20 protein-coding genes, 1 tRNA gene and 2 other RNA genes are annotated in these 24,739 nt (G+C 55.4%); 11 read left to right on the top strand and 12 right to left on the bottom strand.

Annotated features, from left to right (window positions below):
• Window positions 1–229: 229 nt before the first annotated feature.
• Together BUC26_RS19505 and BUC26_RS19500 are read right to left on the bottom strand one after the other, a co-directional pair.
• Window positions 230–613, bottom strand: a complete 384-nt coding sequence (locus BUC26_RS19505; RefSeq protein WP_073378834.1) for an Hsp20/alpha crystallin family protein — start codon at window positions 611–613, stop codon at window positions 230–232.
• A 54-nt stretch (window positions 614–667) separates the two neighbouring features.
• Window positions 668–1,114 carry an Hsp20/alpha crystallin family protein gene (locus BUC26_RS19500; protein ID WP_073378833.1) on the bottom strand — a complete coding sequence of 149 codons (447 nt, stop codon included), beginning with the start codon at window positions 1,112–1,114 and terminating at the stop codon, window positions 668–670.
• A 512-nt stretch (window positions 1,115–1,626) separates the two neighbouring features.
• Between BUC26_RS19500 and BUC26_RS19495 the strand changes: the two genes are divergently transcribed.
• Window positions 1,627–2,184 carry a hypothetical protein gene (locus tag BUC26_RS19495; protein WP_161949890.1) on the top strand — a complete coding sequence of 186 codons (558 nt, stop codon included), beginning with the start codon at window positions 1,627–1,629 and terminating at the stop codon, window positions 2,182–2,184.
• An 83-nt stretch (window positions 2,185–2,267) separates the two neighbouring features.
• Here BUC26_RS19495 and BUC26_RS19490 read toward each other — a convergent pair whose 3' ends face one another.
• Window positions 2,268–3,647 (bottom strand): HD-GYP domain-containing protein, encoded by a 1,380-nt coding sequence (locus BUC26_RS19490; RefSeq protein ID WP_073378830.1) that lies wholly within the window; start codon window positions 3,645–3,647, stop codon window positions 2,268–2,270.
• Between the two features lie 16 nt (window positions 3,648–3,663).
• Window positions 3,664–5,580: a hypothetical protein gene (locus tag BUC26_RS19485; protein ID WP_073378829.1), complete on the bottom strand. Its 1,917-nt coding sequence runs from the start codon at window positions 5,578–5,580 to the stop codon at window positions 3,664–3,666.
• 53 nt (window positions 5,581–5,633) lie between these two features.
• Between BUC26_RS19485 and BUC26_RS23475 the strand changes: the two genes are divergently transcribed.
• The 3 genes from BUC26_RS23475 to BUC26_RS19475 all read left to right on the top strand — a co-directional run bounded on the left by BUC26_RS23475 (window position 5,634) and on the right by BUC26_RS19475 (window position 9,052).
• Window positions 5,634–5,795: a hypothetical protein gene (locus BUC26_RS23475; RefSeq protein WP_153307094.1), complete on the top strand. Its 162-nt coding sequence runs from the start codon at window positions 5,634–5,636 to the stop codon at window positions 5,793–5,795.
• Window positions 5,796–5,877: 82 nt separating this feature from the next.
• Window positions 5,878–8,175 carry a cyclic nucleotide-binding domain-containing protein gene (locus tag BUC26_RS19480; protein ID WP_073378828.1) on the top strand — a complete coding sequence of 766 codons (2,298 nt, stop codon included), beginning with the start codon at window positions 5,878–5,880 and terminating at the stop codon, window positions 8,173–8,175.
• A 658-nt stretch (window positions 8,176–8,833) separates the two neighbouring features.
• A complete protein-coding gene (locus BUC26_RS19475; protein WP_073378826.1) occupies window positions 8,834–9,052 on the top strand; it encodes a hypothetical protein in 219 nt (72 codons plus the stop codon).
• Between the two features lie 21 nt (window positions 9,053–9,073).
• On the opposite strand, the gene BUC26_RS19470 is transcribed toward BUC26_RS19475, so the two are convergent.
• Window positions 9,074–10,033: a hypothetical protein gene (locus tag BUC26_RS19470; RefSeq protein WP_073378825.1), complete on the bottom strand. Its 960-nt coding sequence runs from the start codon at window positions 10,031–10,033 to the stop codon at window positions 9,074–9,076.
• Window positions 10,034–10,271: 238 nt separating this feature from the next.
• Here BUC26_RS19470 and BUC26_RS19465 point away from each other — a divergent pair, with 238 nt between their 5' ends.
• Window positions 10,272–11,171, top strand: coding sequence for a GGDEF domain-containing response regulator (locus BUC26_RS19465; RefSeq protein ID WP_073378823.1), 900 nt, complete (start codon window positions 10,272–10,274; stop codon window positions 11,169–11,171).
• A 36-nt stretch (window positions 11,172–11,207) separates the two neighbouring features.
• Here the strand turns inward: BUC26_RS19465 and purF are convergent, their stop codons facing one another.
• From purF to BUC26_RS19430, 7 genes are all read right to left on the bottom strand, one after another.
• Complete coding sequence (gene purF / locus BUC26_RS19460) at window positions 11,208–12,650, bottom strand: amidophosphoribosyltransferase (protein ID WP_073378861.1); 1,443 nt, start codon at window positions 12,648–12,650, stop codon at window positions 11,208–11,210.
• A 210-nt stretch (window positions 12,651–12,860) separates the two neighbouring features.
• The gene (locus BUC26_RS19455; RefSeq protein WP_073378821.1) at window positions 12,861–14,003 is read right to left on the bottom strand and encodes a M20/M25/M40 family metallo-hydrolase; all 1,143 of its coding nucleotides are present in this window, start codon (window positions 14,001–14,003) and stop codon (window positions 12,861–12,863) included.
• Between the two features lie 12 nt (window positions 14,004–14,015).
• Complete coding sequence (gene ispD, locus BUC26_RS19450) at window positions 14,016–15,188, bottom strand: 2-C-methyl-D-erythritol 4-phosphate cytidylyltransferase (RefSeq protein WP_073378820.1); 1,173 nt, start codon at window positions 15,186–15,188, stop codon at window positions 14,016–14,018.
• Window positions 15,189–15,222: 34 nt separating this feature from the next.
• Window positions 15,223–15,575: RNase P RNA component class A (gene rnpB, locus BUC26_RS19445), an RNA gene on the bottom strand.
• Window positions 15,576–15,623: 48 nt separating this feature from the next.
• Window positions 15,624–16,337, bottom strand: coding sequence for a zinc ribbon domain-containing protein (locus tag BUC26_RS19440; RefSeq protein ID WP_073378819.1), 714 nt, complete (start codon window positions 16,335–16,337; stop codon window positions 15,624–15,626).
• 17 nt (window positions 16,338–16,354) lie between these two features.
• A complete protein-coding gene (locus tag BUC26_RS19435) occupies window positions 16,355–17,188 on the bottom strand; it encodes a Nif3-like dinuclear metal center hexameric protein (protein ID WP_073378815.1) in 834 nt (277 codons plus the stop codon).
• A gap of 205 nt (window positions 17,189–17,393) precedes the next feature.
• A tRNA-Ile gene (locus tag BUC26_RS19430) sits at window positions 17,394–17,470 on the bottom strand.
• Between the two features lie 164 nt (window positions 17,471–17,634).
• Between BUC26_RS19430 and BUC26_RS19425 the strand changes: the two genes are divergently transcribed.
• The 6 genes from BUC26_RS19425 (at window position 17,635) to BUC26_RS19400 (ending at window position 24,492) form a co-directional block, all read left to right on the top strand.
• Window positions 17,635–19,521, top strand: coding sequence for a M48 family metallopeptidase (locus BUC26_RS19425; protein WP_244155908.1), 1,887 nt, complete (start codon window positions 17,635–17,637; stop codon window positions 19,519–19,521).
• A 17-nt stretch (window positions 19,522–19,538) separates the two neighbouring features.
• On the top strand, window positions 19,539–20,390 hold the full coding sequence (locus BUC26_RS19420) for a deoxyribonuclease IV (protein ID WP_073378813.1): 852 nt from the start codon (window positions 19,539–19,541) through the stop codon (window positions 20,388–20,390).
• A 99-nt stretch (window positions 20,391–20,489) separates the two neighbouring features.
• Window positions 20,490–22,286: a GspE/PulE family protein gene (locus BUC26_RS19415; protein WP_073378811.1), complete on the top strand. Its 1,797-nt coding sequence runs from the start codon at window positions 20,490–20,492 to the stop codon at window positions 22,284–22,286.
• 21 nt (window positions 22,287–22,307) lie between these two features.
• Complete coding sequence (smpB, locus tag BUC26_RS19410; protein WP_073378809.1) at window positions 22,308–22,766, top strand: SsrA-binding protein SmpB; 459 nt, start codon at window positions 22,308–22,310, stop codon at window positions 22,764–22,766.
• Window positions 22,767–22,851: 85 nt separating this feature from the next.
• Window positions 22,852–23,216, top strand: a transfer-messenger RNA (tmRNA) gene (gene ssrA, locus BUC26_RS19405).
• Between the two features lie 376 nt (window positions 23,217–23,592).
• Complete coding sequence (locus BUC26_RS19400; RefSeq protein ID WP_073378808.1) at window positions 23,593–24,492, top strand: nuclease-related domain-containing protein; 900 nt, start codon at window positions 23,593–23,595, stop codon at window positions 24,490–24,492.
• Window positions 24,493–24,739 lie beyond the last annotated feature (247 nt).

Raw genomic sequence — 24,739 nt, 5'->3', positions numbered from 1 at the left:
TTCATGTTCTTTCTGGCCCCTATATGTATTCGTTTTGGTGGTCTGTCAATAGAAATTATGAGGGATGTGAAAAGAGTGGTACCGGTTCTTCTATCATGCTGATTTTGTGAGGGTAATAGGGAAGTGCAGGGCTGCTCGGCGAAAAGCGAAAAAGGGTAGGTGGCCGGCGGGCGGCCATCTACCCTCGTGCCCGTTTTCAGGCGGTACGGCAGGAATCGGAAACTTCAGTCTAACTACCGCTGATTTCGATAGTTTTCGGTTTCGCCGATTCCGATTTCGGGAGGTGTAGGCAGAGAATACCATCTTTCAATTCCGCCTTGACCTTGGCTACATCGATATTCTGCGGCACCGCAAAAGCTCGCTGGAATTCCACGTCACCGAACTCCTCCCAGCTGGGCGCACCGTCACGGCCGGCTTTTCTCATGCCGAACAAGCTCAAGTTGCCGTTGTCGATGTTGATTTTAACGGCGTCCTTGGTGACGCCCGGCATTTCCGCGTGCAACAGTATTTCGTCATCGTTTTCGAAGATGTCGACCAGCGGCATGACCGACTGGACTTTTCTGGGGGTTCCGACCGCACCCTTCTCCTTGGTTTGCAGATTTTTGCTTTCCATCGTCTCCTCCCGGCTGTTGTCTAAGAACACAGGCTATTGATGATTCACATGGTGTCAATTGATGGTTATTTGGCGCGGTTTGGCTGCTTCCGCTTTCGGCAAGCTCAGCGTCAGAATGCCGTCAGTGAGAGTCGCCGTGACCTTGTTGGCGTCGATATCGGCCGGCAGACTGAAGCTTCTGGTAAACGACGTGCTACCTCGCTCTCGCCGATGGACCGAATACCCCTCAGGAACGCTGGCGCTTCTGGTTCCGGAAATCTCCAGATAGTTCCCCTGTATCTTGATGTTGAGATCGTTTTTGGCGATCCCCGGGATCTCCGCGGTCAGCTCAAGATAATCACCCTTGTCGAACATATTGGTGCGCGGGTAATTGCCGGTCAACCTCCAGCCGGGATCGGAGCCGAACGATCGATCAAAGTCGTCATACATGCTGTCGAGCCTTCCCCTGAGCAAACCCATTGCCTCAAACATCCGATCAATATCACTCCATCTCGTTATCATGGCAGTCCTCCATTTTTCGCTGTTCACGGCTCGCGGACGGTGCCGCTTCTTCGGTCTCTTGCAACCTGTTTCCATGATAATTACGAAAAGTGGTATGTCAATATTAGAAATCGTATTAAAAGCCGTAATGGTATATATTACGAATACGCGTAACTTGACAAAGTAATATATTGTTCCTACTTATTTCTCGTACAAGGTGCAATAAAGGCTGTCATGGGAAACTTGATTTTTTCCGAAAGCACAGCAAAAGAGCCTTTTGCAAAACTTAGATTTTCGTTCAAAATCAAGGCATGCGAAAAATTTTATCACAGGCATATAATTGATATTCCGAGGATAAAATTTTGAGCATAACGCATAGTTTGGGCGAAAAGATTGTTTTGCAAATGGCTCAAAAGAGTTCTGTTTCCCTGAGGAACAAAAATGTCATTCAAAAGAGAAATAGTTCTCGGTCAACGAAAGGTTTGGGCGGGATTACGTTTCCGGGTGGCCTGAGATAATCCGGGGAATAGCAGGTGATGATTTCCGATCCATTATCTATCAGTGCTCGTGAACTGCGGGGAAAACAATCGGTTCGAGCGACATTCAGGCTCCCCGACGACACCATAGAACTGCTGAAAACCGCTGCCGAGCATTTGGCCGTCAAACAGAAATCGTTGCTTGATCAACTCGTTGAAAATCGTCAGGTGCTGGACAAGGTTGCCCAAGAGGGACGGGTAACAGGAAAGAGCGACATCCCACGACGACAAAAGACGTTCGTTTTGAGCCGCAAGGCCTTGGCCATGCTCGAAGAAATATCGGCAAGACACGGGATCGCCCGTGATCTGCTTCTCGAATGTTCGGTGCAGCGTTTGATCCCGTTTGTCAAGGCGGAACAGGAAAAGCAGAAAAACCGGAGCCGGTTGTCCGTCGATATCACCATCTTTCTTGATACCAGCCGCACCCTGTTGCAGAAGTCGGAAGCCCTGCTGGACAGTGATGATCGATTACGGCTGAAAATTGAAAAAATGGTTACTCAGGTCGAAAAAGCGATCAACGATATGACCGGGCTGCTGCCGGTAGAAAAAGGCTGACCAGGCTCCGGGGCGGTAGGCCGGCCTGGCGGTGGGGGCGAGGCTTACCTCTGTTCACTGTGATTTCCAGTCATGCATGGTGGTCAGGCCGGAGCTTCCGCCAGCAGCAGCTCGCTGACAGACAGTGAGCGGTGTTCGCCGGCTTGCAGATTGAGCTGGTATTGATCGGTTGGGGGAATTTCGGCTCCGTCCGGGGCGTTGGTAATCCTGACCCGTGGTCGATCGATGCTTGGCCCGGTGGCGGTGACCAGTCCTTTTCTGCCGTCGGAGAGCCTCACCATGGTACCGGGCGGGTAGAGGCCGATCGCCGAGATGAAAGAGGCCAGCATGGCCGGATGGAATCCGCCCTTGTCGCGCAGCATGATGCTATAGGCCATATGCGGAGTGAGCGGGGGTTTGTATGGCCGGGTAGCGGTGAGCGCTTCGAAGGCATCGCAGATCTGCAGCAGAGAGGTGATGGGGTGCCGGGCCGCCCATTCGGGTTGCCGGGGATAGCCGGTACCGTCGTGACGGATGTGATGTCCCCAGGCGGCGGCTATATCGAGCGTCGTGGTGTTCTTCTGACTGAGCAGAATTTCCGCACCGACCCGGGAATGGGTCATGATGGCGGCGAATTCCTCTTCGTTCAGTTTGCCCGGTTTATAGAGGATCTGTTCCGAAATCCTGCTTTTGCCGACATCGTGGAGCAGGCCGGCGGTGCCGATGGCCAGCAACATCTCGTCGCTCCACTTGAAGGAATTGGCGAGAAACACGGTTAGCGCGGCGACCCGGACCGAATGACCGACCGTGTAGCTGTCATAGTCCGGGTAATGGACGTGCTGCATCATGTCGGAAAAGTGCGTTTTGGTGAAATGCAGCATGTATTCGCTGACGGACCGGGTGTTGTCGATGTCGATATCCTGCCCCAGTGCGACATCGCCGTGGGCCTGGGCGACCGAGTCGAAGAGCGCCTGGTAGATCAGCGTCGGCGAGTGCAGGAAGTCACCGGTGTCCTGGCCTTGCCAGACGGTGCGCTGGTCTCTGGTCATCGGCCCGGAAGAGCCCATGTAGTGATGGGCGATTTCGATATTGTAGATATCATTGGCGACGAGCAATTCCCGGGCCTGCTTGATCGTTTCCACCGGTTGTTTGAGATCGATGGTCAGGTCGAGCAGGGCGCTGAATTCATTTTCCGACGTCTGGTCGGTAAAGGAAAAACCGCCACAACGCAACTTGTCGGCAAATTGCACGAGCTGGCGACCAACGATGCTCGGTCCGATCAGGTTGCGTCCTTCGAAGACAAGATTGTTGTCGATGATTCCGATGAACAGTTTGTTGATCTCCGTTTCCCGGCAAAATTCCCGCAGTCGCTCGACAAAGCCTTTGGCCAGCACACGAACTTTGGGGTGGTCGGAGAAATAGAGACGCCTGGTGGAAATCGCGCGACAAAGGAGGATCAGGAGGTTGTTCAGTTTTTCGTACATATTATCTCAAGCCGGGTCAGCGGTGCCGTTTGTGGTCGGCCAGCGCCTGCTGGGCAGCCTTGCGGCATTCCGACGGCCACTCGGGGATGAAGAGCAGTTTTCGTTCACTTGCGATCTGTTCGAGTATCGCGGTTGTTTGCTCGGCCGGTAATTGAGTCAAGACACCAATGGTCTCCGGCAGCCAGCTCTCCGCACGTCGCTCCTGGGGCAGGGTGGCCAGACCGTCGGCGATGATTTTGGCGGCGGCGCCTTTCAGTACCGGTGGCATCGACTTCTCCGGTGCCTGGCGCAGGTAAGAGTAGAGAAACAGTTTGTGCTCCTGCTTGCTCAGGTCGAGCAGGTGGACCACCGCCTTGATCAGCCATTCCGGAGGACGACGGCGCAGGCCGCCGATGACTCGCTCACCGACGTAGGACTCGATTTCGGTCTTGAGTAGAAAGGCAAAGAGCGGATAACAATCGGTGGACAGTCCGGGAAAGATGTCCGGTGCAATGGTGTTGTTTTGAAAGGCATCGAGATCCCGTAGGTGCTCCAGTCCGGCGGCCATGTCGGCCGGGGAGAAACGTGCGGCAAAACGGCAGAGGGCGACGAAGGACTGTTCATCGGTACTGCTGCCGCAGACGAGTATTTCGTTCACCGTGTAGGGCCAGAGTCGTTTCGTCTCCTGGCCGTTGCAGCGCCGAGCCGTCAGCAGCAGTAGATACAGAGTCGTGGCATGCGGGGAGCGCCGCAATGGTTCCGCTACCAGCCGCAAAGCGGTGGCGATGCGTGGGCTGCCCTCCTTGAGCAGTTCGTGGAGTCCGCCGGAAAGGATGTCCCAGGTCTTTTCCTGAACCGGGCCGGCCAGGATCTCACGAATGAGCTGCTGCATCCGGGCTTGGTTGGCCAAACTCTGTTCATACCGGGTCAGTTGCAGAATGATCGACAACGTTTCCGGGCTGGTCGGCCCCTCCGGGATATTTTGCAGAATCTTCGGATGCAACCGATGCTTAGTCGTAAAAAGCTGGATCTGTTCGCTGGAGAAATAGGGGGTTTCCGGGAAAACGCGTTGCACCTGACTGATGTCTGCAGTGACGGCTTCCGCGTCGCCGGAAAACGGTTTCCTGATGATCGAGATCAGCAGATTGATCGTTTCCCGGGAATCTTTGTCCGTTGCCTCGCGTTCGAGTTTTTTTAAGATCGAGGCCAGTGCATTGATGTTGGAATGAATGCTCTGCCGGTCTTTGTCGTCGTCGGGTCCCTGTTGGTTGGCTCTGATGGTTCTGGCCAGCAGGCGGGCAACATCGTCCCAGGAAGCGTAGGGCAGTTCTGACAAAGCCACGCTGCTGTTGGACAATCGCTGCGGCAGCTTGTCCAGCAGTGTCTTGCACTGCTGGATTTCTTCACCCGACAATCCGTATTTGGACAAAGACTCGACAAACCCTTCCAGGCTTTCCGCCGATTCGCCGGACTGATCGTCGGAGATCGAGGCATCTTTGCGGGCGAGAAATTCCTTGAGGGTGAGATTGATCGAGAGCGGCAGGTCGGTCACTTCGATCTGCTGAAAGGTCCTGGCCTTGAGGACCTGGGAGCGGAAACGGAGCATTTTCCTGACAAACAGGTGAATCTCGTTGCTGGTTATCTCTCGGCTGATGCCGATCGCGATAATACCCAGCCCTGCCATAAGGGACTTGAACTCCGGAACAAACGGAAAATCTTTGGCCAGGGCCAGATCGGCGACCATCAGGCTCTCGCCATGCTCGGAAATGGTTACCTCCGGCTGATCGCCCGCTACTGTCTTGAGCAGTCTCAGAAAACGCTCGGTTGCCTTATCGAGCGTAGCGTGTCCACTCGGGTAATAGATGCCGATTTTGAACAACCGCTGCAGCGAATTCATAAATTCGTTGATGGTCGTCGGATCGGCGAGATATCCTTCCTGTTGCTGCGAGGTCATCGAGTCACGAAATTCGAGATGACAGTGTATGCTGAACACTGGTTGGAAAAGGTATGGTTCTTTTTGATAATAACTATTATTTTGAAATATTGAAAGAAAGACTGAAACCAAGCGGCAGAAAAGAGGGTGTAGAAAAAGGTTATCAGTTTGCCGGATACATGGTATTTCTCCGGCAGGAGGGGGCGCTGTTAACAAACAGCGGGAGCGAAAGATGAAAAAGGTCGTCAGTCGAAAAGGGGGAGCGGCCGGTTTTGTCGACGGATCGAGTGTGGAGGTCCGGTCTTGCATGGGGGGCATATGGAGATAGATAGGGAACGACAGGCACAAGCGCTGGCAAAAGCCAAGGAAATTATTGCCGACCAGGAAAAAAAACGTGAGGCCGCCCGGGTCGAAAAAGGCGTGGCGATTTTCCTGCAAGGCAAATTTGATATTTTGCACAACGACGAACTTGTCGAAAACCTGGCTTCTTATATTCTCAACAAATATATCACCGAGGACCAGGACGGGGCGATCAGGATTCTGCAAAAACTCGGCATGAGCCTGTGCTGGGATGACGTGACGATCCGGGAGAGATCCCTGATGGTGATCTCGGTATTTACCGAGATTATCCTGGAAGAGGATTTTGACGAGTTCAGGGAAGTACTGGCACGTCTTCTCGTCGACTGGTTGAAGTGTGAAACCGAGTATATCGCCGGTTTTGAGATCGTCTGTCTGCAATTGCAGAAGATCGTTCTGCGCATGTTGTATGCCGGGCAATGGCACGAACTGGAAAACCTGATCATCGTGCTCTATCAGATCAGCACCGGGGTGATCGTCAAAAACAATCTGATCCGTGGGATGACCGCAAAGGTCCACGAGAATCTCGCTGAACCGGATCTGCTCGACAAGTTGGTCAACGTCTATCTCGATGAGAACGACGACCGCCGGCCGCTGGCCGAGAGCCTGCTCATTCACCTGGGGCGCCTCTCTGCCACATTCCTGGTACAGAAGCTGATCTACAGCAACAACAAGGAAGATCGTTTCGCACTCATTGACCTGATCCCGAAAGTCGGCGAGATCGGTATTCCGGTACTGGTCAAGTGCCTGAAAGATGAACCGCCCTGGTTCGTCATCCGCAATATCATTTTGATCATCTCCCGGCTTGGTGATCCCGGTTTATTCGGGATCGTCGAGCCGTACCTGACCCACAACGATATCAGGGTGCAGCAGCAGGTGGTCAATTGCATCGAGACGCTGGGCGGCAAGTTGATGCGCAAGCGGTTGATTCAAGCCTTGATGAATATCAATGACGAGTTGAAAGGGCAATTGATCGTGCAACTCGGCCAGTTTGAAGGCAAAGATATCGGCAATGCCTTTCTTGATCTGTTGGAACAACGGCACACCATTGCCAGCCATGTCCGTCATGACCTGCTTTTGAAACTCTGCGTCAAGCTCAAATTTTACCCGTTGCAACGGGCACTCGATAGCCTCAAGGAATTGATCGGGGAGCGGCGTAACCGTTTCGGCGAAGCCGACAAAATCGTCAGGGCCGCTGCCACGTCCTACCAGGCCATCGAAATAAAGATGAAAGGTGATTTTTCGGCCACCGAGGAGAACGACAGTAGTGTTCCGGCACGCACCGAAGAATCACTGGCCGAAGCGATACCGGCCGGTGATGAGCTCGGCTTGTTCGAGGACGAGGCTGGCGGGTTGGCTGGGCTCTTTTCTGAAAGTGAAATCGATGACATGGCGGCAGGATCGGAAATTACCACAACTTCCGAGACGAAACAGGACAGTCATGCGGCAGCCGGCGGCCAGGAGATGCCGTTTTATTCAAGCCAGGATCATCATCTGCTGGTCTGGAGCAAATTGTATGAACAGATGAGCACCGAGGAGGTCAGTGAGTTTTTCGCCCTGCTGAAACCGGTAGTGTATCAGGCCAACGAGGAAATCGTGCATCAGGGCGACGCGGTGACCGACCTCTTTTTTATCGACAGCGGCTTTGCCGGTATCACTCATTTTGACGAAAGCAGTGAAATCCTGTTGACCAGTCTGCAGACCGGAGACTTGATCGGTGCCGAGGGGTTTGTCCAAGGAGTGAGCTGGTCGGTTTCTTTGCTTGCTCAGACGGAACTTCAGGTGCGGATCCTTGAGCGGGAAGCGTTTGCTGTGCTGGCCGCAAACCATCCCGGCCTTGAAGAAAAGATCAGGTTTTATTGCAATCATTATGATGTTGTTCCATACCTGATCAATATCAGTGACAACGACACACAGCCGCCCATCGGCAGCGACCTTGAAGTCTGCTCGGCGTCGATACTGGTCGACGATTCCGGAGAGCCGGTTGCCGATACGGTGCAGGGTGCTCTTCAGTATGTCGCTCGTGGCGGCTATTGTTTCTCGCTGTCCTTAATCCATGAAGAAAACCCGGCGACGGTGCTGGGGCGGCAGGTTTCATCGGACATTGATTTGCCGGATGGGTCGCACCGCCGCTGCTTCGGCGTTATTGCCGGCGCTGGTCGACACGATTGGAACGAGAGGGTGCTGTATCTCTATGTCAAATTCTATCATCCGTTGGAGAAAGCGGATTATTCCTGCAATCAATTGGAATTGATGTAGCAGAGACGTGGCACCTCTTTCAGGTGTGGGACTGTCCGGTGTTGACGAAGTTGATAACGGTGTGTGCTGGTGATGATGGACGGACGTCCGCTTCTCGAGCGAAGCGCGATGTGTAACAGGATGTCTGCGGTCGACTCCAGAAGTCAGCTCCGGCCTTGTTCTCGGGATGGCAGCACGAACCGGCCCCCCAGCTGTGGTAAATACACTCCACGCAACTGACCTCGTCACCGATAGTCACGATGTTTTCCTGGTCGTTGAAACATCGCGGGCAAACGGGCGGCAGATTGCTCCTGCCGGCGCGTTCGGTGAAACGTGGCGGGGTATCAATGTGGTTACATTGTTTGCATTTAAAAAAGGGCATTGCTTGGCTCGAGTCGGCGTTGTGGACAGCATGGCAAAAGCACGCAAGAGCCTCAAGGATAGCAGAAGGACGTACGGCTTTCCATAGGTAGAAATACCCATTTTTGCGGTTTTATATGCACTTTCGAGCCTTTTGCAAAACTTAGATTTTCGTTCAAAATCAAGGCCTGCGAAAAAATTTATCGCAGGCATATACACGATATTCCGAGGATAAAATTTTGAGCATAACGCAGAGTTTGAGCGAAAAGAGTGTTTTGCAAATGGCTCTTTCGATAGGACAGAGAGCTGGGAGGCATCGATGAAAATGGAAAAAAGCGACAAATTGATCGGCGAGCGTCTGATCAAGGCGCTGAAAGATCCGCAACACAGTGACAGTCAGGAGAGCTTTGCCAAGGCCTTGGAGTTGACCAGAGCCTATGCCGGGTCAGGCGCGGTCACTCATTACGGGGCGGTGGCCAGGCTTTTTTACGACCTGTTTGAGATGTTCGAGACCGGTCGGGATCCGCGGGAAAAATGAGAAAGGGGCAGTGTGGCGGACTCAGCTGCGGAACGGGGGCCGCCGCCGCAGGTGAGTCAAGAGGCTTTCCAGGTTTTGGCAGTCTTTGATAACCGTGCTCAGATATTTGATATTACTTTCTATATTCTCTTCGTATAGGTCTCTGTCGATATCCCAGCGATGCCGGAAATGAATCCGCATCGCCCGCGCAACATTTCCCAATTCACGGCGGAGTCGTTCTATGATAACCTGATGAAAATGGGCGGTATCGTTCATCAGATCAAAGGCGCTGTCGTAGTGATTGAGACCCCCGGCCCGGTGTTCCTGAAAGAGAAACGGCAGTTGTTCCAGATAATAACGATCCGCCATCTGGGCGAGAATGTCAGCGGTCCCGAGAATCTGTCCGGCGCACTTGGTTTCCGGAGAGCCGAACTCGATCGATTCGATGTCCAGGGCGAGATTGGTGCAGCGAATCATCGAGGCGCAATCGAGCCGCATGGCGTCGTCGAAGTTGTAGGATTCAAGGTATTTGAACAGGGAGCTGATGGAGCGAGCTTCGTGGTACTGGGTGAACTCGGCGCCGGTATCGGCAGTATCGAAGGAGCGCAATAACAGGCCGGTGTCGTGGAAATAGGCGCTGAGCAGCCCTTTGATGATGATATCGTCGGAGAAGCGATGTCCTTCCAGGGTCAGACCGTGAAAGAGTCGAACGGTTGCCAGGACGACGCCGAAGGTATGTCGAAGGTTGTGGTATTTATTGCCGTTTTCCCGAAATCCCGGGTAATACCCGGAAAAGATATCCTGGATATCGTGATGGAAGGCCAGCACCGTTTCCTGGTTAACGGATGGATTGATCAGCTCCACCAACGTGAGAATTTCGTCGACCGGATCGGGCGTGGCGCCGCTTTCAAAGATCCGGTGCAAGCGAAAGGTTGTATCCTGTTGTGAAGCGTTCATGCCGCTGCCGCTGTTGCTGAAATCATACCGGGCTTGAAGAGCCATGCCTGTGCCGTTTTAATACACCCTTTATTATAGGCGATCTGAATGGAAGGGGGCAACTGGTTACCGGTGGTAAGAGCTTCTTTATACTTATAGTTCACAAAAAAACAAGGTTTTCTTGGCGGTGCCGGCAGCAAAGAAAGTGATTGATTACCAAAATGTAGTTGGACATTGCCGCTAAAGGCGGCTACAATACCTGTCAGGGGTGGAAGACTAACTATTTGGTATCTGTTGATATTACATGGATTGGAGAGACGACGGCACGGCGATCATCCTGGTGGTGGATGACGATGATCTGGTCCTGAAGACACTTAATGTCTTGGTATCATCGCTCGGTTATCGCTGTCTGTGCGCCGCTGACGGCATTGAAGCCACCGAAATATTAAAGAAAACCAGATGTGATATCGTTCTTTCCGATCTGATGATGCCTAATATGGACGGCATCGAACTGCTCAAGTACATCATTCGTCATCACTCCGAAACGGACGTCATCATCGCCACCGGTTATAGTGAAAAGGCCAGTTACGCCGATGTCATCAGGGCTGGAGCAATCGATTTTATCAAAAAGCCGATCGATCAGGCCGAACTTGAGGCAAAGCTGGCCAGGGCCCTGCGTGAACGGCACATGATCCGCAAGCTGGAAGCCTTGTCCTTGTGCGACGGGCTGACCTCCCTGCTCAATCGCCGAGCCTTCAATCTGCGCTTCCCGCGTGAAGTCGAACGGGCGTCTCGACAGAACTACTCGTTGTTTCTGGCCATTATCGATATCGATAACTTCAAGGAATACAATGATTCACATGGTCACGACGAGGGTGACAATGTATTGATCTCCCTGGCCGATACAATGAAGATCTGCACCCGCGACAGCGTCGATCTCTGCTTTCGCCTCGGGGGTGACGAATTTGCCGTGTTGTTGCCGCAGACAACCGCTACCCAGGCCACCGAAATCGTACAGCGGATCTTGCTCAGGTTTGTCGAAAGCAATTTCGACGGGACGACGCTGTCGATCGGTATCGTCTCCTGTATCAGGGACAAGTCGGCCAGTATTCTCGAAGATATTACCGTGATGCAGAAACGGGCAGACCAGGCGATGTATGACGCCAAGCATTCCGGCAAGAACTGCGTGGTCTGCCGGATCTGATCTCCCTTCCTCCTGCTGGTGACAGCCAGCCGTTGCTCAACTGCCGCAGCCGGCCAGTGCGTCTTTGTGGAAATTGCGATCGGGCGGCACCGGATAGTCGGCGTTGAAACAGGCCAGACAAAAATCCTGCATGGCCATGCCGGTGGCGGCGACCATTCCTTCCAGACTCAGGTAGTAGAGCGAGTCGAGACCGAGATAGTCGGCGATGGCCGGAACGTCATTGCCGGATGCTATCAGTTCTTTGCATGACGGGAAATCAATGCCGTAAAAGCAGGGATACCGGGTCGGCGGGCAGCTGACCAACATATGCACCTCTTTGGCCCCGGCATCGCGCAGCGAGCGAACCCGGCTCTTGCCCGTGGTTCCCCTGATGATCGAATCCTCGATGATGATTACCCGCTTGCCGGTGAGAAACGAGCGAACCGGGTTGAGCTTGACGCGCACGTTGAAGTCGCGCATCGACTGGGTCGGCTGGATAAAGGTGCGGCCGACGTAATGGTTTCGAATCACCCCGAATTCCAGTGGCAGTCCGGATTCCTGTGAGTAGCCGATAGCCGCGTAGTTACCGGAGTCGGGAAAGGGCATCACGAAATCCCCGTCGATACGGCATTCGCGGGCCAGCATCTGTCCCATACGCTTTCGTGTCTGGTAGACATTGATGCCGAAGATGTCCGAATCCGGCCGTGCAAAGTAGACGCTTTCAAAGATACAGAAGCTGCTCCGCCTGGCCGGCCACGGATAGATCGAGTGCAGCGCGCCGTCTTTGCAGATCAGCACTTCGCCCGGGGCGATGTCGCGGAGATAGGCGGCCTCGACCAGATCCAGGGCGCAGGTCTCGGAGGCGACGATATAGCCGCCGTTGGGCAATTTGCCGAGGCAGAGCGGCCGGAAGCCGTTTGGGTCGCGGACGGCGATCAGGGCGTCCTGGCTCATCATCACCATGGAAAAAGCGCCCTTCAGTTGCGTCAGCGTTTGTCTCAGGGCTTCTTCGAACGAGTTGTCCGAGGCGTGTGCCATCAGGTGCAGAACCACCTCGCTGTCCATGGTGGTCTGGAAGATCGAGCCGCGCATTTCCAGTTCCCGCCGCAATTCGACGGAGTTGACCAGGTTGCCATTATGGGCGACGGCCAGTGAAGTGCCTTTGTGCGTCGCCAGCAGCGGCTGGGTGTTGATGATGGTAGAGGCGCCGGTAGTCGAATAACGGACGTGGCCGATGGCGATGTCGCCGGCCAGCTTGCTCAGGATTTCTTCGGAAAAGACTTCCGGGACCAGTCCCATATTCTTGTGAATATAGACCTGCTTGCCGTTGGAAGTGACGATGCCGGCGCTTTCCTGGCCGCGGTGCTGTAATGCGTACAGCCCGAAATAGGCGAACTTGGCCGCGTCGTGATGATCGTAAATGCCGCAGACGCCGCATTCGTGGGTGGGACGGAGAGAATCGACGGCGGAACTGGGGGCTGCTGGGATCTGCGTGTTCATGTGATGTCTGCGACTGGTTGAGGAGTCGAAAATCAGTTCGGATCGGAAGACCGCTATCGGCAATCGAAACGCCGGTAGTGCTACCGGGAAAAACGGAAGGCACAAAGAAGCAAGCGTCTTTGTGCCTTGATCTTCGGTTGATTGGCTCTGTTTAAATCAAACGTGGCACAAATTCAACAACAAAGCTGAACCGTCGAAAGAGCTCGATCCTCATTCGGTGACGATGGCATAGAGCAACTCGGTCAACCTGACCATATCGTTGAGGTCGAGACATTCGTCGGTGGTGTGCACTTCGTTCATGCCGGTCGCCAGGATGGCGGTGGCCAGGCCGAAGCTGTTGAAGACATTGGCGTCGCTGCCGCCGCCGCCGATGACAAAAGATAGCTGACGGTCCAGCTTGCGGGCGGCGGTGCGCGCCGTTTCGAGAACCTGGTCCGTCTCGCCGAGTCGCATGGCCGGATAGTCCGACTCCACGGTAAAGGTGACGGTGGGCCGCCGGGCCTCAGATTCCGGGGGAATCGGCCAGTCGGCCGCGGTATCGACGAAATGGCGCCGCATTTCATCGGTGTAGGCATCCAGCTTGGTCATCGAATGACTGCGCACCTCGCCTTTCAGGAAAAGGTGTTCCGGAACGATGTTGGTGGCGACGCCGCCTTCGATGACCCCGATATTGGCTGTTGATTCGTCATCAATCCGGCCGATGCGCAGCTTGGTGATGGCCTGGGCGGCGATCAGCAATGCGTTGACGCCGGCTTCGGGGTTGAGTCCGGCGTGGGAGGCGGTACCGTGGACGTCGATCCTGACCTTGTTGGCAGCCGGTGCGGCGATGATGATTTTATCGACGCCGGTGGAATCGAGGGCATACCCGAACGTAGCCTGGAGTTGCCGGTGGTCCAGGGCTTTGGCTCCGCGCAGGCCGATTTCTTCGCAGGTGGTGAAGACAAGTTCGATGGTGCGATGGGCCGTCTTGTTTTCCTTGAGCAGGTTGATCAATTCGATGAGCGGAGCGATGCCGGATTTGTCGTCGCCGCCGAGAACCGTATCCCCCTTGCTGGTGAAGATATCGCCGTCACGCTTGACCTGGACATTATGGCCGGGTTTTACCGTGTCCATGTGACAAGCGAAAAAGATCGGCGGGGCGTCTGTCGAACCGGTGAAGCGAATGATCAGGTTACCGGTGCCCGAGCCGGTCTGGGCAGCCGAGTCGTCTTCATGGATGAAGTCGGCACCGAGCGCGGTAAATGTCTGGCGCAAGTAATCCGCGACCTGTTTTTCCTCGCGGGAGGGACTGCTGGTCTCGGCCAGGGTGGTAAAATAGTCGGCAAGTCGTTGTCTGTTGATGGCGATGCTCATGATGGGGGTTCCTTATCGGCAAAGTTTCTGCAACAAGACCACGGCATGGCAGCAGATTCCCTCTCCTCTGCCGGTGAATCCCATGCGTTCTGTGGTTGTTGCCTTGATGTTGATGCGATCGGTGGTGCAGCGGCAGTGTCCGGCCAGCATGTCGCGCATGTGGCCGATGACGGGTGCGAGTTTCGGTGCCTGGCAGACAATGGTCAAATCACCATTGACGAGTTCGAGACGACGGCTTGCTGCTGCTTCCATGACCCAGTCGAGCAGATTGAGCGAGAGAATGTCCTTGAAAGCCGGGTCGGTATCCGGGAAGTGGCGGCCGATATCTCCCAGGCCCATTGCCCCGAGCAGTGCATCGCACAGGGCGTGGGTCACCACGTCGGCATCGGAGTGGCCGGCCAGACCGAGATGATAATCGATCTCGACACCGCCGAGAACCAGGCGCCGTCCCTCGCTGAAGCGATGGGCGTCGTATCCGTGTCCGATGCGCAGGGGTGAGCTCTGTGTTGCCATGATCGATTCCGCCAGCAATAGGTCCTCCGGCCCGGTAATTTTGCGGTTGCTTTCCTCGCCATGCACCAGCCGGACCGGGGTGCCCGCCTGTTCGAGCAGCGCTGCCTCGTCAGTGACGTCCCGGTCGGCCAGCCGGTCGAAGGCATCGACCAACAGGTGTTTGCGGGCACCCTGCGGGGTCTGGGCCAGCCACAGGGAGCTGCGGTCGACTGTTGCGGCGATGTGCAGCTCAGCGTTGCCGCGTTTGACCGTATCCTTGACCGGGACGGCGGCGATGGCGGCGCCAGAGGCGACAACTTCCCGGTAGCAGCGCTCGATAAGCTGCGGTGAGACGAGCGGCCGGGCTCCGTCATGCACGAGAACGATGTCGATCCCGTCAGCTACCGCGGCGAGTCCGCAAGAAACCGAGTCCTGGCGTCGGCGCCCGCCGGCAACGACGCTCATTGCCGGCCCGTTCAGGCTATTCTCGGCCAACAGGGCGGTGGTTTGTTCAATCCGGTCCGCCGGAACGACGACAATGATCTGGCCGATGAACGAACAACGGGTAAACGGCACGATGCTGCGGACCAGAATCGGCGTGCCGGCCAGGGCCAGGTATTGCTTGGGCATGGCCGCGCCCATCCGGGTGCCGCTGCCCGCGGCAACAATGATAACCGCAGCGTGTTGCTTCATGAAGCGTCGGGAGCCGTAGTGTGGAGAACCTTCAAAGGCGGAGCGGGCTATAAGCCGAATTCTGTTCCCGCAAGGGTCATGATCATTTGACTGGGATGCCGGTCACCCGACACCTCGTGCAACCTACCCGGAGATCTCGGACGGGCCGCCCTCAAACATCTCCCTATTTGGTCTTGCTCCGGATGGGGTTTGCCGTGCCTTCCCTGTCACCAGGGAAGCGGTGAGCTCTTACCTCGCCGTTTCACCCTTACCCGATTGCTCGGGCGGTTTGTTTTCTGTGGCACTTTCCGCCGGTCACCCAGCGTTCGCGTTACGAACCATCCTGCCCGGTGGAGTTCGGACTTTCCTCTCCGGCACTGAGGCCGGAGCGATCATGCACCCGCTCCACCCTGAAATGTAGTCCTTCTCGTCGGAAGATGGAAGGAAAAACCGGAATTAATTGTCCTCGGCCTGATGGTACAGCAGCCGCTGGCAGGACGGGCATTCCAGCACCTGATCTCCCTTGAGCAACCGGTTGAACTGTTGCGGCGGCAGGTTCATGAAACAGCCCTGGCAGACGCCGTCGAGGACGTTGACTATGGCCAGGCCATTACGCCGGGACCTGAGCAGTTCGTATTTGCGGATCATTGAGCCGTTGATCGCATCGGCCTGTTTTTCCCGTTTGCCCTGCTTCGTCTTCCGCCCCTTGTTCAAGTCGTCAATGGCGGTGCGAACCTTATCCCGGGCCTCTTCGACAAGGGCCTTTTCGGCTTTGAGCAGGTTCTTGTCCTCGGTTGAGGCGGCGACCAGTTTTTCCACCTCTTCCATGATGGCAACGATTTTGTCCTCGTTTTCCTTGGCGCTCTTTTTGGCGTCCTCGATCTCCTTGAGCAGGGCGGTCTGTTCACGGCTGGTCTGGACCTGCATCATCTTCGACTGCCGTTCCTTGACATGGGCGATCTTGTCGGACATCTCATCTTCCAGGGTACGCCGTTCCTTCTCGAGCTCGCCCATCCGTTCTTCCTGCTCTTTGATCCGGGTTTCCCGTTCGGCCATCTCGGAAATACGCTGATCGAGCTCTTCCTGCTCGGCCTTGATCTTGTCGTCGATCTGGTCGATCTTCAAGTCGATGTGCTGCAGTGCTACCAATTGTTCTATGAGTTCGTTCAAGATGCTTCTCCTGTGGGTTAGTGGTTGTCTTGAATCGTTTTCTGCATCCGGACAAACGGATGTGTTTCGGTCGTGGTTTCGTGGACGGTCACCTGCCATCCCCGCTGATGAAACGCATCGCGCAGATTCCGGGCGAGACGTTCGACGACCGGTTTTTCGGTGGCGAAGTGGGTACCGTCGATCACGCAAAAACCGCATGCTTCGGCCCAACGTGCGGTGTGGTGCTTGATTTCCGCCGACAAATAGAGGTCGGCCCCGCGCCGGAGTGCCTGCTCGGCCAACTCGGAGCCGCTACCGCCGCAGAGCGCCACTGTCTGGACCAGTTGCGGCAACGGTCCGGCAGTGTCGCAGGAGGGCAGACCAAGCACGTCAAGGACGCGGGCTATGAACTCGCCGCCGGTGATCGGTTTTGCATAGCGCCCGATCCGGCCCATGCCGACACCGTCGCTCGTGGCTTGATCGGCGGGGACGAGGGGGACGAGATCGATCAGGCCAAGACGTTCCGCGAGCGCGTCGTTGACGCCGTGTTCGGCGCTGTCGAGATTGGTATGACAGGCCACAACCGTCAGTCGGGCGCGCAGGGCTTTTTCCAGGAAAATCCCGGTCGGGTCGGCCGTGTTGATAGAGAGCAGGGGTTTGAAGAGTGCCGGGTGGTGAGTGATCACCGTGTCGGCGCCGAGACTGATCGCCTCGTCGAGGAGTTGCGAGGTCGGGTCGAGTGCGACCAGGATGGAAGTGACGCTTCTGTTTTGATCACCGACCAGCAGGCCGACGTTATCCCAGGATTCAGCGACACTAAACGGGGCGATCCCGTCGAGGCAGGCGATAATGTCAGCTACGGTAACCGGCATGAATCACGCTCACAACAGACTGAAAAACCATAAAAAAAAGGTACATCCCGAGTCGGGGTGTACCTTGTGTCTTGCTCCGGCCAGGAGCCCAGTGTTGCTCCTGTCGGTCCGTTCTTTATCGGGAAGGGGATGATCGATGCCCCTTGTTGTCTGCGTTTCGTTTTCTTCGTTTTCAAGATCATGTCGCGGGACTGATCGTTTCCATTGGTGGGCGCAGTAGGATTCGAACCTACGACCGACCGGTTATGAGCCGGTGGCTCTAGCCAGCTGAGCTATGCGCCCTGCCGGGCAGTGAAACTTTTTATTTAAAATGAAGATTCAACAAAAGTCAATAAAAAAATCAGGATGGTCGCCCCGGATCGACCGCCGAAAAACGACCGGACGGAAGAGACTCTAAGGATCCGGAAGGCCTTAGCGCGTTACCATCCTTGCCCGCGATGGGAAGGATGGCTATTATTGCAGGTATTCGTCTGTTTCCCGTCCATTTAACCGGGTTTCTCAATATCGTGATCTACGCCAACCTGCTGGTTTTTCTGACCGCTATCTTTCTCTTTTCCGTTGCTTCCGTGCCGGAAACACCGGCTGTGTCGGCGTTTGAATTTCTGCTGATTTTTGTCGGCAGCGTAGGCTTCTACGGTACCGTCGCTCGACGGACATTCAGAAGCGCCGGAACGCGCAGTTCCAGCGGTTACTTCCGGGCCGAAAAACGGCTTTCCATCCTGGCGCTGGTAGTTTTTGCGGTGCTGCTGTATTTCGGTGAAGTCAAATATTATCTTTCATTTCTGTCATTTGGCGACCGTTTTCCAGCCCTTCTCAATGTTGGTGGCCTGGCCCTTTTCCTGCTGTTTCTCTCCCTGCTCTGGCTGGCTGGTCGGCGGAGTTACGGCCAGGTGTTCGGCAAGAGTTATGGGCGCGGTGCGTTTATTGCGGCCAATGTCAAAGCCAACCTGCCGATCGTGTTGCCCTGGGTTGCCCTGTCGCTGGTGTACGACCTGGTGGCGCTCGTACCGTCCACCAGGGTGCGGCAACTGATCGAATCACCGTGGGGCGACGTGCTCTTTTTCGCGCTGTTCCTGGTGCTTGTCGTAATCTTCTTTCCACCGCTGGTACGTCGGCTCTGGGGTTGTACGAAGATGCCGGACGGGCCGCTGCTCAGGCATCTGCAAACCTTTTGTCGGCGGCAGGATTTTCATGCCGATATTTATATCTGGCCGCTTTTCGAGGGGCGGGTGCTGACCGCCGCGGTGATGGGCATCGTCCCCGGGTTGCGCTATATCCTGTTGACGCCGGCGATCATCGAGACGATGAGTGAGCCCGAGCTTGAGGCGGTAATGGCCCACGAGATCGGCCACGTCAAGAAGAAACACCTGTTGCTCTATGTCTTGCTGATCGGCGGTTTCAGCGCCATGGCCGGCTTTCTCGCCGAGCCGATGCTCTTCTATCTGCTCTCCCATGATGCGGTCTACCACCTGATGAGCATGGATATCGTCCGCCCCGAGACGATCATCGGCGTGATCGGCGGGGCGCCCTTTCTGCTGCTGCTGTTGTTTTATTTTCGATTTGTTTTCGGTTACTTCATCAGGAACTTCGAGCGTCAGGCCGATCTCTATGTGTTCCAGGTGCTGGGTAACGGCCAGGCCCTGGTGGCCGCATTTGAAAAAATCGTCTGGGCCAGCGGGCAACCGAGGGACCAGCCGAACTGGCATCACTTCGGCATCGGCGAGCGCATCGCTCATCTGGAGTTGTGCGAGCGGGAGCCGCGATGGATCGCCCGGCAGGATCGCAAGGTGTCGCGCAGCCTGATCGCCTATATTCTGGTCCTCGCAGCGGTGGTCGGTCTGGCCAGCCAGGTGCCGACCGAGCAGTTGGCCAGGAACTACGAGGCGAAATACATCGAAATGGTGTTGATGCGGGATATGGAGGGTGTCGAGGACCAGGCCCTGTGGTACCGGCTGCTCGGCGACCTATTATTCAACCGCAAACTGGAGAAGAAAGCGCTGGTCGCTTATAACAAGGCCCTGGAGCTGGAGCCTGACGATCCGGAACTGCTCAACAACTTGGCCTGGCTGCTGCTCACCGGCAGCGACCCGGCGCTGCGCGATCCGGTTCGGGCCCTGCAACTGGCCGAGCAGGCGGCTCGTCTCCAGCCGCGGCCGCATATCCTCGATACGCTGGCCACCGCCTATTGGGCCAACGGCATGATGGATCAGGCGATTGCCGTCGAGCGCCAAGCCTTGCTCGGCGACCCGCAGCAGGCCGAGTTCTACCGTCGCCAGCTGGAGCGGTTCCAGTCCGAACGCTATCACAACAGTAAGTCGATTGCCGACGAGTAACAGGAGGAGTTTTGTTCATGCCGTTTCTAGGCGCCCACGAATCGGTCAGCGGCGGTCTGTACCTGGCCTTTCAGCGAATCGAGCAGGTCGGCGGCGAGTCGCTGCAGATCTTTACCCGTAACCAGCGGCAGTGGCGTCACAAGCCGCTGGCCGACGAAGAGATCGAAGACTTTCGCCAAGCCCGTGCGCGCCATCCGGAGATGATCGTCGTCTCCCACGGCTCGTACCTGATCAATCTTGCCGCTGGAGATCGGGAGTTGCGGCGCAAATCGATCGATGCGTTTGTCGAGGAGCTGCAGCGCTGCCGGCAACTTGAGCTGCCCTATGTGGTGCTCCATCCGGGTTCGCACGGCGGCGACGGGGTAGAGACCGGGCTGGCACGTTTCGTCGACGCTCTTGACGAAGCGCTGGCCGCCACAGCCGGGTCTTCCACCATGGTCCTCGTGGAAACGACGGCCGGCCAGGGGACCGGTCTTGGCGGAACCTTCGAGGAGTTGGCCGCCATCAGAGAACAATCGGCGAACAGTGGGCGGATCGGGATTTGTTTCGATACTTGCCACGCCTTTGCTGCCGGGTATGATTTCCGCGACGAAAGCAGCTACCGGACGATGATGGACGAGTTTGACCGATTGGTCGGGGTGCAGCATCTCCACCTCTTTCATCTCAACGATTCAAAGAAGCCGCTCGGCAGCAGGGTGGATCGGCACGAACATATCGGTGCCGGCCATATCGGCCGAGAGGGGTTTCGACTGCTGCTCAATGATCCCCGCTTCGCTGCTCACGCAATGCTTCTGGAGACCCCGAAAGACGAGGATCTCCGGGAAGATATCGACAATCTGGCAACGCTGCGCAGCTTGTTTCACCGGTGACATTCTGCCGGGTGTGAAAGAACCTTGCGAAAATCAAGAGAAAAGTGGACAATGCGCCCTTGTTGAAGGACGTGATGTACCGGTACGCAAGGAGATGCAATGAAGATTCTGTACAGTGAAGCCCTGCTCGACCTGCTGGTCAAACGCAAGGTTATGACCAGTGAGCAGCGCACCTTTATCAGTCTGGAGAAGGGTAAACAGCGCCAGAAGCTGATGAAGCAGCACGGCGGCGGCGACCCGCTCGACCGCAATTTTCCGGACCTGATCGATATCATCGTGTCCTACAACCTGCAGAGGCCGGGGACAAACGAAGAGGTGATCGATGAGGAAACGATCATGCGCGCCGTGGCCAAGGAGTTCCAGCTGCCGTTCAAGAAGCTCGATCCGCTTGAGCTGGACATGAATATCGTCACCAAGACGATTCCGAAAAATTTTGCCATCAGCCATCTCCTGCTGCCGTTCAACGTGGCCGACGGTGTTCTCGAAGTGGCCGTTTATCATCCAGACTCCCAGACGGTCTTAAACGACGTCGAGCAGGCCAACCAAGTCAAGACGCGCCCCTATATCGCCACCAAGGCGGAGATCAAACGAATCCTCGCCGAATTTTTCGGTTTTCAGACCTCGATCAGTGCCGCCGAGGATCAGTTCGGCTCGTCGCAGGGAGCATCGTCGGTCGATATAGGCAACCTCGAGCGTTATGTCAAGATCAGTTCCAAGGGCATCACCTCGTCCGATCAGCATATCAAGAATGCGGTCAACCATATCTTCAACTATGCGCTGGAGCAGCGGGCCAGTGACATCCACATCGAACCGAAGCGGGAGATCTGCATGGTCCGCTTCCGGATCGACGGCGTGTTGCACACCATCTACAAGCTGCCCAAGGCAGTTCATTCGGCCCTGGTGTCCCGGATCAAGTTTCTCTCACGGCTCGACATCGCCGAAAAGCGGCGGCCCCAGGACGGCCGCATCAAGGTCGGCACATCCAGCGGCAAGGATATTGAGATCAGGGTCTCGACGGTACCGGTATCGTTCGGCGAAAAAGCCGTTTTGCGAATCCTCGATCCCGATGTCATTTTCCAGTCGGTGGAGCAGCTCGGTTTTTCCAAGCGCGACTTCGGCGTTTTCTCTTCCTTTATGCGGGCTCCGCACGGCATCATGCTGGTAACCGGCCCGACCGGCAGCGGTAAATCGACCACCCTCTATTCGGCGCTGAAGGCCATCGCCACCCCGGAGATCAATCTGGTGACGGTGGAGGACCCGGTCGAGATGGTCTACGAGGAATTCAACCAGATCGCCGTTCAGCCGCTGATCGACGTGACCTTTTCGACCATCCTGCGCAATATCCTGCGCCAGGACCCCGATGTCATCATGATCGGTGAGATCCGCGACTACGACACCGCCGCGCACGCCGTCCAAGCGGCCATGACCGGTCACCTGGTCTTCTCTACCCTGCATACCAACGATGCCGTCTCGTCCATCGTCCGGTTGCGCGATCTCGGCCTCGAACCGTTCCTGATCGGCTCGACGCTGCTCGGCGCCATGGCCCAGCGGCTGGTCAAGAAGATCTGCACGAATTGCAGTGAGGAATTTGAAATCGAAGCGGAAACGCTCTACAAAATGGGCTTTCCGGTAACCGGCAAAGAGCCGCTCACCCTGAAGCGGGGTACCGGCTGTCGGGAGTGTCGTGGCACCGGCTACAAGGGGCGGTGCGGCGTCTTCGAGATTTTTCCGCTGTCCAATCAGCTCAAGATGATGATCGCCGATGGCAAGACCACCGAGGAAATGCGTCAGGTTGCCATTCGTGAGGGAATGACTACCTTACGCGAGGACGCCTGGAAGAAGGTCCGGGCCGGTATCACCACCTACGAGGAAGCCATCAGGGTCACCGCCGAATAACCCGGCGGACAGGATACACCAATGAGCATCAAGATCGTCGCCCGCAACAAGAAGGCCTATCATGACTATCATATCGACTCGAATCTAGAAGCCGGTATGGTGCTCAGCGGCCCCGAGGTCAAGTCCCTGCGGGCCGGCAAGGCGAACCTCAAGGACGGTTACGTGAAGATCAGCGACCGCGGCGAGGCCATTTTGCACAACGTTCACATTTCGGTGTACAGTCACGCCACCCACAACCCGAACGACCCGCTCAGGACCCGCAAACTGCTCCTGCACAAGCGGGAGTTGCGCAAACTGATCGGTAAACTCCGGGAGAAAGGCCTTGCCTTGATACCACTCAAGATATACTTTAATGAGAAGGGCAAGGCTAAAGTGGAATTGGGCCTGGCCCGCGGTAAACGAGAGTACGACAAGCGGGCGGCACTCAAGGAAAAGCAGTCCGATCGCGAGATCGAACGCGCCATGCGCCACAACCGCTGACCGCAAAACGAAAACAGCTAACAAAACGACAAGGTAAAACCACCACCACCATCACAATCATCATCAACGAAATTTCAATAAGGAGGGGGGCGAAACGGATTCGACGGGGATGTGTAAGCTCACTGTTGCATGCCGAGCTTCTACTGGCTCGTAAAACTGGTAGAACTTAAATATAATCGCAGACGATTATAACTACGCAGTAGCAGCTTAACCGCTGTCATACTGCCGTCCCACCGGCTTTCGCCCGTAAGGCCGGATTCGGGGCGTCGACTCAACGGGCTGGTTCCCCGGTGGCCGCCTGTCCACCGGGGAACGAGATCCAACAGGCTGGCACCGGGAAATCTATGTTCCGACTGAGTTCCCGAGGCGAGATCAAAGCACGGAACTAAGCATGTAGATACGGGAGGGGAGCATTTCCGGACGCGGGTTCGACTCCCGCCGCCTCCACCATTTTCAAAAATAATACAAATAAAATCAAACAGTTGTAAAGCATAGAAAATCCGAGGTTCGACACTTTTGTCGAACTGGTACATCAGGTGGTCCATTAGTGGTACATTGCCCGCTAATGGACCATTTTTTTTGCCCTCATTTTGAACTGCAAAGGCTCGTAGAAATTTCAGAGTAGTCCTTGAGAGTGGTTACCTGGTTACCGTGATTACCGGTCTCGTGGCGCTTCGCTGCGGCGGTAGACGGGTTCGGCCGGAAAAGTTAGGCAGATTTTTCTAGTAAATTCTAACCAACTTTGATAACTGTTTGTCAATTTTTCCCTTTTATTTTGATTCTTTGATACATACTACAGACGACCTTCGCTCGCCGAGAGATTCTCATGCTCACAGAAAGCACATTTATAATACTCGTGCCGTCTCTCGTTGTTGTTGGGATGATGCTGTTGCCGGCTTACCTGATAGTCGTCTTTTTCAGGTACTACACCAAGAAGAAAAAATCCCCGCTCAACATGAACCTCCTGAGAAGTCCTGGGCATTCTCTACGAGAACAAATTATTGAAATATCGCAAGATATCATCGGCTGGTTGCTGATGATTCCACTCGTCGCGTCAGCCTCGTATGCAGTGTTTGTCACCAATAGATTGCAGGCTGATGGTCAGGAAACCGGTTTGTCGGTATACGTCGTGATTCTTATGGTTCTTGGCTTGGCTGTGTATGGTGCAGCAAAGGCCTACCGGATGGTGTTGAAACGCAATACTCTACGATTGGGGTATGAATGTGAACTGGCCGTCGGGCAGGAACTGAGTAGTCTTATTAAAGAAGACTATAATATCTATCATGATTTTCCTGCTGATGGCTTTAATATCGATCACGTCGCCGTCGGACCTTCAGGGGTATTTGCAATTGAAACGAAAGGTAGAGCAAAACAGGCTGTAGCCGAGAAAGAGAATTGGAAGCTCAATTATGACGGTGTCAGGTTGCAGTTCCCGACTTGGACAGAGACTGAACCGGTACTTCAGGCGAGGCGGCAAGCCCAATGGCTAGAGAAATGGATCAGGTCTTCTACTGGAGTGCCTCAAGCAGTAGTTCCAGTTTTGGCTATACCGGGGTGGTTTATCAAAAGGACGGGTGTCAGTGATGTAAGGGTTTACAATGGTAAAAATCCTTCTGCTACCGTTAACGGCCAACGCGTGTTATCAGACCAAAGGATACAGGCGATTTCCCATCAGATTGAAAATAAATGTCGAGACGTGAAGTCCGAATCGTACAAAAAGGATTGAAAGCCAGACACGATCAAGCTGAATGAGCAAAAGGAAAGGAAATAACAATTCAGTCGATCTGGATATTGAAGTGGACCCCTGAGTCAAGACAGAAATCCACTGGGTTTAAGCTAGACATTCAACGTCACGTGCAGCGGGTCGGCGCTGCCCCGGTTTAGCTTCTGCCGATACTTCTGGTGCTGACTCCGCGATTGATGGAACCCCTGTGGAGCGTAGCGGAACAGGGGTTCCATCAATCGCGCGTGGG

It is taken from the genome of Desulfofustis glycolicus DSM 9705, assembly GCF_900130015.1.
GTDB lineage: Bacteria > Desulfobacterota > Desulfobulbia > Desulfobulbales > Desulfocapsaceae > Desulfofustis > Desulfofustis glycolicus.
Note: the sequence above shows the minus strand (reverse complement) of the source record. Positions and strands in the feature narration are given on the sequence as shown.

Bases quoted from the DNA above. Each gene is read 5' to 3' on its own strand.
- BUC26_RS19505 (WP_073378834.1), bottom strand. From the start codon at position 613: ATGGAAAGCAAAAATCTGCAAACCAAGGAGAAGGGTGCGGTCGGAACC.
- BUC26_RS19500 (WP_073378833.1), bottom strand. From the start codon at position 1,114: ATGATAACGAGATGGAGTGATATTGATCGGATGTTTGAGGCAATGGGT.
- BUC26_RS19490 (WP_073378830.1), bottom strand. From the start codon at position 3,647: ATGTACGAAAAACTGAACAACCTCCTGATCCTCCTTTGTCGCGCGATT.
- BUC26_RS19485 (WP_073378829.1), bottom strand. From the start codon at position 5,580: ATGACCTCGCAGCAACAGGAAGGATATCTCGCCGATCCGACGACCATC.
- BUC26_RS23475 (WP_153307094.1), top strand. From the start codon at position 5,634: ATGGTTCTTTTTGATAATAACTATTATTTTGAAATATTGAAAGAAAGA.
- BUC26_RS19480 (WP_073378828.1), top strand. From the start codon at position 5,878: ATGGAGATAGATAGGGAACGACAGGCACAAGCGCTGGCAAAAGCCAAG.
- BUC26_RS19475 (WP_073378826.1), top strand. From the start codon at position 8,834: ATGAAAATGGAAAAAAGCGACAAATTGATCGGCGAGCGTCTGATCAAG.
- BUC26_RS19470 (WP_073378825.1), bottom strand. From the start codon at position 10,033: ATGGCTCTTCAAGCCCGGTATGATTTCAGCAACAGCGGCAGCGGCATG.
- BUC26_RS19465 (WP_073378823.1), top strand. From the start codon at position 10,272: ATGGATTGGAGAGACGACGGCACGGCGATCATCCTGGTGGTGGATGAC.
- purF (WP_073378861.1), bottom strand. From the start codon at position 12,650: ATGAACACGCAGATCCCAGCAGCCCCCAGTTCCGCCGTCGATTCTCTC.
- BUC26_RS19455 (WP_073378821.1), bottom strand. From the start codon at position 14,003: ATGAGCATCGCCATCAACAGACAACGACTTGCCGACTATTTTACCACC.
- ispD (WP_073378820.1), bottom strand. From the start codon at position 15,188: ATGAAGCAACACGCTGCGGTTATCATTGTTGCCGCGGGCAGCGGCACC.
- BUC26_RS19435 (WP_073378815.1), bottom strand. From the start codon at position 17,188: ATGCCGGTTACCGTAGCTGACATTATCGCCTGCCTCGACGGGATCGCC.
- BUC26_RS19425 (WP_244155908.1), top strand. From the start codon at position 17,635: ATGGCTATTATTGCAGGTATTCGTCTGTTTCCCGTCCATTTAACCGGG.
- BUC26_RS19420 (WP_073378813.1), top strand. From the start codon at position 19,539: ATGCCGTTTCTAGGCGCCCACGAATCGGTCAGCGGCGGTCTGTACCTG.
- BUC26_RS19415 (WP_073378811.1), top strand. From the start codon at position 20,490: ATGAAGATTCTGTACAGTGAAGCCCTGCTCGACCTGCTGGTCAAACGC.
- smpB (WP_073378809.1), top strand. From the start codon at position 22,308: ATGAGCATCAAGATCGTCGCCCGCAACAAGAAGGCCTATCATGACTAT.
- BUC26_RS19400 (WP_073378808.1), top strand. From the start codon at position 23,593: ATGCTCACAGAAAGCACATTTATAATACTCGTGCCGTCTCTCGTTGTT.